Genomic DNA, 7,786 nt, shown 5'->3' on the forward strand with positions numbered 1-7,786 from the left:
GAAAGGTTTAACTTTTGATGAGTATCAAGATGAGAAGTGGTGGCGTATAAGGAAGCATTTAAAGGCGATGAGGGAAGTTGGCATTCCGATAGCAAAAGACCTTGTTGATAAGTATCGTCTTAATGAGATTTTAGAAGGTGATGAAGAGAGGCAATAATTCAAAAGATTATTCTTTGTCGTATAAGAAAGGGATAAATTTTCCAAACTTGGCAACAAAATAAAGATGTTTAAAGAGATTACCAAAATTAAGAAGATATCAATTTTAAAATGGTTTATTTAGGTAGCAAAGAAGTAAAAATTTTTGTATAATTAAATTAGTGAAATGGTAGCAATTTCTTTCTTCTCTTTTCTTTTGAATGCGATAATTTCGGGTTATGTTTATGATTATGAAACAAAGGAACCTCTGATTGGTTGTAATATCTATTTAGAAAACACAATCTATGGAACAACAACAAATAAAGAAGGTTATTATATCTTACAAATTCCCGAAGGAAAATATAAAATTGCTTTCTCTTATATTGGCTATCTCGAAGAGAAAAGGGAGATTTCTCTTAATAAGGGAGAGGTTTTAAAGTTGAATATCTATCTAAAAAGAAGTCCATTAACTTTAAAAGAGGTAATCGTTGAAAGTAGAAAGGCAAGGATGAAGGATGAAGTAGGAATTAGTAAGGTTGAGATTATGGATAAAGATATAAAACTCTTTCCAAGGCTTTTCTCTTCTGATTTCTTCCGTTCTTTACAGGTGTTTCCTGGTGTTTTGATGGCGACCGATTTCTCTTCGGCGTTATATGTTCGGGGTGGTGGTGCTGATCAGAATCTAATATTGGTTGATGGAATAAATTTTTATAATCCCTATCATCTTGGTGGCTTTTTGGGAACTATTCCTAATGAGATTATTAAACAGGCAGATTTTTATACTGGTGGCTTTTCAACCGAATATAGCCAAAGACTTTCTTCCGTATTAGATATCACCTTAAAAGAAGGTAATAAATATAAAAGAAATTTAAACTTAGAAATAAATAACCTTTTAACAAAAATAATCTTTGAAGGACCGATTATCAAAGAGAAAAGTAGTTATATCCTTGCTTTTCGAAGAACCTATTTTGACCAATTTCTCAAATTACTTAAAATCAATTTTCCCTATTATTTCTTAGAAGGATTTTTAAAAACCAATTATGAAATAAGCCAAAAGGGAAAATTATTTTTTACCAACTTCTTAACTTATGATAACTTTAACTATTCTGATTTATCATTATATTTTAAATGGGGGAATTATCTATCTTCACTCTCTTATCTTTATAGTTTCTCACCAAAACTCTTTGTAAAATCTTTTCTAACCTTCTCTTATTATCATTATTATATCAATTTTTATAATAACTTTGTCTATGTTAATAATTGGGTAAGGGAGTTTTCATTGAAAAGTGATTTTAATTATTATCTTGCCCATAACCATACATTAAAATTTGGCATTGAAGGAAAGTTAAGTGATTTCTATTATGATACCAAGATGATGGGTGGCATAAAGTATGATATTTTGGGAAAACCAAGAAATCTATCTTTTTATCTAAGTGAACGGAGTGTTTTATATAATAATAAACTGATCTTAGAGAGTGGTTTAAGACAGGATAACCAATTTACCAGTTATTATGGCAATCGCTGGTATAAGGTAATTGATTTTCGCTTCTCTTTGAAATATTTTCTTTTAGAATTGACATCATTGAAACTATCTTTTGGTAGTTATTCCCAATTGATTACCGCCTTATTACCGGAATTTCAACCAATTCCCTTTTTATATATCTGGATACCAACCTTTGGACCCTATTCACCCCAAAAGGCATATCACAATATCTTTGGCTTTGAAACCTATCTATTAGAAAATATCTATTTTAGTATAGAACCCTATTATAAATATTATCCCTTAATTTATGAATATAACGAAAACTCCGACCCCTTTAATATTGAACCAACTTTATTGAAGAAAGGAAAGGCAAAAGCCTATGGTCTTGATATCTCAATAAAAAGAGAAGCAGGTAATTTCTTAATCTATCTTACCTATTCTTATGCTTGGGTAAAAAACTATTTTGATAACTTATCTTATCATCCTTTTTATGACCGCCGGCATAATTTAAACTTAATAATAATTTTACCTTTCTTTCTTAATAGTAATCTCTCTTTTCGCTTTGCCTTTTATACTGGCACACCTTATACCGAAGTCCTTTCTCGCTATCGTTATTATTTTTATCGCTATTTAATTGATGATTGGCGCTATTTCTGGTTTGAAGATTATGGGAAAAAGAATGCTAGTCGCTATCCCAATTACCACCGCTTAGATTTGAGTTGGGAAAAAGAGATAAAGAGATTGAAAATAAGAATTGACATCTTCAATTTATATAACCATAAGAATTTCTTATTTTACTACTACGATTATCACTATGAGCCACCAGTAAGAAAGGTATTTTATCAACTACCAATAATTCCATCATTATCAATTGAGTATGCTTTCTAAGAGATTTTTATATCTACTATTTATTATATTATTGGTATCCTGTAAAAAGAACGGGATTGAAAAAGAGTGGGAAAGAAAGATATACGCCTATTGTATATTAAATCCCAACTACGGAATGGTTAAATGTCTTGTTGATAGTAATTATTCTATTGAAAAAGAGGTAAAAAGTATGGGCATTACTGATGCCACTGTCTTTATTGTCAATGAAGAGAATAAAGATACTTTAAGATTAGTAGGAGGATATTATACTCCTTATTATCATTTTTATGTGGGATATAATTGGAATCGGCAACGTCGAGAGCCCTTTGTCAAACCATTAAACACCTATTCCCTTTGGGTAATCTTCCAAAAGGATACCTTAACAAAGACAACAAAAATTCCTGATACCTTCTCTTTTATCTTTCCGAAAGATGAAGATACTCTGCTTTATGATACCTTTAATTATATTTATTGGCATAAAAGTAAAGGTGCCTATGTTTATGTCCTTTTTGTCTTTAAATTACCAAAAGATACTATAGCCGATTATTTTCCTTTATTTACCCAAGATACCTTTTTAGAAATAAGAGAAATTAAAGAAGGGCTATTTGATACTACTGGTTTTTATGAGTTAAAAGTTTATGCTTGGGATTATAACCGTTATCAATGGGCAATAAAGAGAAGCGAACTTGATACCTTATATCACGGTTATGGCCATTTCTCTTCCCAAACGGATGATAGGATTGCTATCTTTGTTAAAAGAGATTAGGCAGTCTCTGGCAAAAACCCATAATTTTTAGAAGAAAACCAAGAAGATATATCAGTAGTTTTAAAAAGCATTCTCTTATAAGAAAGATTTAAGATAAGCACCGGCAGTCCTAATAACGGAAAACGATAGCCCAAAGAGAATACCCTTTTAAAAATATTCTTATAAGAATAGAATTTATACCAACAATAGTCAAGACCTTCTTGTAATCTTTCAATTGTCATATTCTTCGGTTTGAAGACCGCATGACCGCAATCATAAAGTCGCCAATCATAAGTAATAATTCGATTCTCTTCCATCAATCTCTTCTGTAATTTTGTTCCGGGATAGGGAGTTAAAATTCCAAAACTGGCTAATGCCATCTTAGACTTAAAAACAAAATCCAATGTCTCATCAAAAATATCAGGGGTATCGCTATCCAAACCAAAGATAAAACTTCCTTCAATCAATATCCCTTCTTCCTGAATTCTTTTTATCTTTTCCAAAAGAGTTTTTGCCTTCTGGTATCTTTTATTTACCTCTTTTAAACCAGCCTCACTAATACTCTCAATACCAATAAAAAGTCCCGAACAACCACTTCTTTTTGCCAATCTTAATAATTCCAAATCATCAGCAATTGTTAATGATGCCTGACCAAGCCACCTAATTTTCAAAGGAATAAGTTCATAAAATAATTTCTTAGCAAATCTCTTATTGCCCATAAGATTATCATCTAAAAAACCGATCAAGGGATGGTTTATCTCTTCAATCTCCTTAATAATATCTTTTATCTCCCGATTACGAAAGGAACGACCAAAGAAAAGAGAAACCGAACAGAAATCACAATCATAAGGACAGCCACGAGTCGCCTGCAAAATAGAAGTAAAATAATAACCTTTATTTTTAAAAACCTCTCTTTTCGGAGATACAATATCCTTACTCTCTACCCTTTTTCCATAATAAATCGGTTTCAATTCCTTTCTTTTAAAATCCTCAATCACTTCTTTCCAAACATATTCTGCTTCGCCAACAACTACACTATCACCATATCTCAATGCCTCTTGCGGTAAGATTGAAGGATGGATTCCGCCAAAGATAACCTTGGCACCCACTTGTTTAAAATTCTGGGCAATCTTATAAGCCCGCGGTGCCGTTGCCGTCATCACAGTAATGCCAACTAAATCGGCACCACATTCATAGTTGATATCTTCTAAATTCTCATCCACATAACAAACTTCTACATCTTCTGGTGTCAAGGAAGCAAGAATTCCCAAAGATATTTGGGGCATCCGAAAGGCTTTTCCTTTTAATCTCCGTTCTTTCTCATCTTCCATCGCTGGCACTACTAATAATAATTTCATAACACCCAATTATAAGCCCAAAAAAGATTAAAGTCAAAAGAAAGAGAATATTGATTTTTTTTCTAAATTATGTTATAATTAATCAATCTGAGGAAGTTAATTGTCTAAATGATTCGTTTACTGGCTTCCAACAGGGGTGGGGTTGGAAGCCAGTTTTTTATTGACATAAAAAAATTTTTTTAATATATTTAATTAATGATTTTTCTCTTCCTTCTCTTTTTTCAAATTGGTGAAGAAATCTTAGTAAATGACGACACCATTGGCGGTGCTCCTCAATATTATCCGGCAATTGCTATGGATAGTTCTTTTAACTTTTATGTTATCTGGGAAGATTTCCGAGCAAGTGATTATGATAACGACCTCTATTTACAGAAATTAGATCTTTTTGGTAACAAAATTGGCACCAATATCAATCTTATTGAAGACCAACCATCAAGAAATATTTGGAATTATGTTACTGGCAGCGGTGATATCGCAATTTCTAAAGATAAAATTATTGTGGTTTATCCTGATGGAAGAAGAGGCGATGTTGATATTTACTGTCAATTTTTTAATTTAAATTTGGAGCCAATTTCACCAATGATTATCTTAAATGATGATGGACAAAGAGTATTCCAAACTTTTCCCAAAGTGGCAATCGCCCAAAATCACTATATCTTTGTCTGGGAAGACCAGCGCGAAGAGAAAAGAACAATATATGGTCAAATCTTGGATTCTAACTTCAATCCTATTTCTGCCAATTTTCGCATCAGTGAAATTACTGGTTATGAGCAGTTTCAACCGGCAATCAGTGCTTATTGTGGAAGTTTTATTGTCACTTGGACACAAAAAATGGATAATAGATGTTATCTTTATGGTAGAAGATTTACAAAAACTGGTATTCCCTTAGGAAATAGTTTTCCGATTTTCCCTTTCTCTGCTAAAAATTCTTTTTGCGTAATGGATAAAAATGGCAACTTTTTTGTGGGCGGTGAAGAAGAAACCGGTACTTACCGAAATATTTATCTTGTTCTTTTTGATTCTACTGGTCAACAATTGACTTCACCAATTCTTATTAATGATACTTTTCCAATAAACTGGGATAGACAACCAGCAATTGCTACTTTACCCGATCGAAGAAAAAGTATTATTGTTTGGTGTGATACCCGCGAAGGTTGTAAGATTTATGGTCAATTTATTGATTCCTTAGGTAACCCAATTGGTAGTAATTTTCCTATTTCTAATCTCTCACCTGGTCAAAGAACTCCCAAAGTAGCGCTCGCAAATGAAACCCTTTATTTAGCAGTTTGGGAAGATTCCCGAGAGAATAATCCTGATATTTATGCTTCCCATCCGCTAAGAAGAGATTTTAAGGTTAACGACGATTTTGCCTCCTCTATTCAAGATTTTATGTCCGTCGGAATTGATGAGTTGGGCAACTCTTTAGTAATTTGGATGGATTATCGCAATGGCACAAACGACCCTGATATTTATGGACAATATTTTGATAATTTAGGAAACAAAATTGGCAATAATTTCCGAGTCAATGACGATAATGAAGGGAATGTTCAAATCTTTCCTTTTTTAGCAGTTAACAGAAAGGGAAAGGCGGTAGTAGTTTGGCGAGACAATCGGGACGGAAATTATAATATTTATTGCCAAATTTTTGATGAAAATAGACAAAGAGTGGGAAGGAATTTTCGAGTAAATCAAGAAGAAAATACCTCTTGGCCCTTCGTTTCGATAAATGATTCGGGCGATTTTATAATTGGCTGGGAAGGTGGCGAAAATCCCCTACCTTATTGTCAACTTTACCGTAAAGATGGCCAACCAATTGGCAGTAATTATCAGATTGCCGAAAGAGGTGGTTGGGTATTTCCCGTTATTGATAATGAGAAAAACTTTTGGGTTGTTTGGAACGATCGTGGTTGGGTATATCTAAGGAAATTTGATTCGCTCTACAATCCTTTAATACCTCTTATAAGGGTTAATTCTTTAAATAATGGGGTATGTCCATTTATAACCAAAGATACTACTGGTATTATTTGGGTTTCTTGGATGGATGATCGGAGAGGTTTTCGGTGGGAGATTTTTGGTAGAAGATGTAATGAAAATGGGGTTATTGGTGCTGAATTCAAAATCAATGACGACAATTTTATTTGTGAACATTGGTTTCCCCTTTGGAGTTATGACGGTGATACTACCTTATATGTCACTTTTACCGATTTCCGAGAAGAAGGAAATTTAAATGTAATGGCTCAAAAGTTTCACATTAGTGGTCGAAGGATTGGCAAAAATTACTGTATCCATAATGACCCTTATCCTTATGTCCATCAATGGGCTTGGAAGAGTTGTGCTGCTAACCAAAATTACGTTGCCTATACTTGGGAAGATAACAGAAATTTGAGAAGTTGGGATATTTATTTTAAATTGGTTGTTAACCAAATTGGTATTAGTGAAAATTCAGAAACCGTTGATAAATTAACCTTTCCGAGTGTCTTCTTAAAAAGGGAGCAGATAAAAGTTATTAAAAATTATTTTGATACCCCTTTTATTTATGACAAAAATGGAAATTTAGTAGAACTAAAAGATTTAAATAAAATTCCCCAAGGAATCTATTTTCTCAAAGAGAAAAAAGGGGCAAGAAAGATTATTATTTTTTAACTCGGTGGTTTAAATAGATATTTTCCCAAATGGGTTTGGTAAGATTCTCTAATTCTTTATCGTAATTTGCCATCTTCTCTACATATTCTTTGGCATCTAAACTATCGACGGGCGCATAATCAATCGGTCTGGCTCCAAACTCTTCTATCATCTTTTTAGCCGTCAAAAAATGGTCTCTTATCGGACAAGGTCTTAACCAATCACCGCTAACCTTTCCGCCCGATAAAAACCCATAACCCTTCTGCCAATCTCTTATCGCCTTGAAAAAAGGTGTAAATAAAACATCATTTATCGTCCCACCTTGATTGTAAATATCTATTATATTACTCACCGCATACGGGAAAAAAACACAAGGCGCACAATCCCCATGCCAATTAATATGAAAATATCCACCCTCCCTTCCACCAGCAATACAACCATGCGAAGTAGTTCCGTGATTCCAGAAATCGGCAAGCATTATCTTCTTCTTCCTTACTATCTCCCAACTCCTCTGCCACATCCATACCCGCTGCTTCGGCGTCGGCATTAAACTCGGATCCGCATCTCGACCAATCG

Annotated in this window: 5 protein-coding genes; 3 read left to right on the forward strand and 2 right to left on the reverse strand. The window is 33.4% G+C overall.

Translation table 11 applies throughout. From position 1 onward, the window contains the following. The first annotated feature begins 322 nt into the window (after positions 1–322). Both ABIK75_07970 and ABIK75_07975 read left to right on the forward strand, forming a co-directional pair. Positions 323–2,506 carry a TonB-dependent receptor gene (locus ABIK75_07970; protein ID MEO0091024.1) on the forward strand — a complete coding sequence of 728 codons (2,184 nt, stop codon included), beginning with the start codon at positions 323–325 and terminating at the stop codon, positions 2,504–2,506. After that, a complete protein-coding gene (locus ABIK75_07975) occupies positions 2,496–3,251 on the forward strand; it encodes a hypothetical protein (protein ID MEO0091025.1) in 756 nt (251 codons plus the stop codon). Before ABIK75_07970 ends, ABIK75_07975 begins: the two co-directional genes overlap by 11 nt. On the opposite strand, the gene ABIK75_07980 is transcribed toward ABIK75_07975, so the two are convergent. Beyond that, entirely contained in the window at positions 3,248–4,588 is a 1,341-nt protein-coding gene (locus ABIK75_07980; protein ID MEO0091026.1) for a radical SAM protein, read from the reverse strand. The genes ABIK75_07975 and ABIK75_07980 overlap by 4 nt on opposite strands. Before the next feature lie 195 nt (positions 4,589–4,783). Here ABIK75_07980 and ABIK75_07985 point away from each other — a divergent pair, with 195 nt between their 5' ends. Continuing rightward, complete coding sequence (locus ABIK75_07985) at positions 4,784–7,231, forward strand: hypothetical protein (protein ID MEO0091027.1); 2,448 nt, start codon at positions 4,784–4,786, stop codon at positions 7,229–7,231. On the opposite strand, the gene ABIK75_07990 is transcribed toward ABIK75_07985, so the two are convergent. Continuing rightward, positions 7,221–7,786 (reverse strand): radical SAM protein (locus ABIK75_07990; protein MEO0091028.1); only part of this gene is annotated, 566 nt, incomplete at its 5' end. The genes ABIK75_07985 and ABIK75_07990 overlap by 11 nt on opposite strands.

The organism is candidate division WOR-3 bacterium (assembly GCA_039801725.1).
In the GTDB taxonomy this organism is placed as follows: domain Bacteria; phylum Hydrothermota; class Tepidihabitantia; order Tepidihabitantales; family DTDR01; genus DTDR01.

What these genes read in the sequence shown, in the direction of transcription:
- ABIK75_07970 (MEO0091024.1), top strand. Translation starts at nt 323, where the DNA reads ATGGTAGCAATTTCTTTCTTCTCTTTTCTTTTGAATGCGATAATTTCG.
- ABIK75_07975 (MEO0091025.1), top strand. Translation starts at nt 2,496, where the DNA reads ATGCTTTCTAAGAGATTTTTATATCTACTATTTATTATATTATTGGTA.
- ABIK75_07980 (MEO0091026.1), bottom strand. Translation starts at nt 4,588, where the DNA reads ATGAAATTATTATTAGTAGTGCCAGCGATGGAAGATGAGAAAGAACGG.
- ABIK75_07985 (MEO0091027.1), top strand. Translation starts at nt 4,784, where the DNA reads ATGATTTTTCTCTTCCTTCTCTTTTTTCAAATTGGTGAAGAAATCTTA.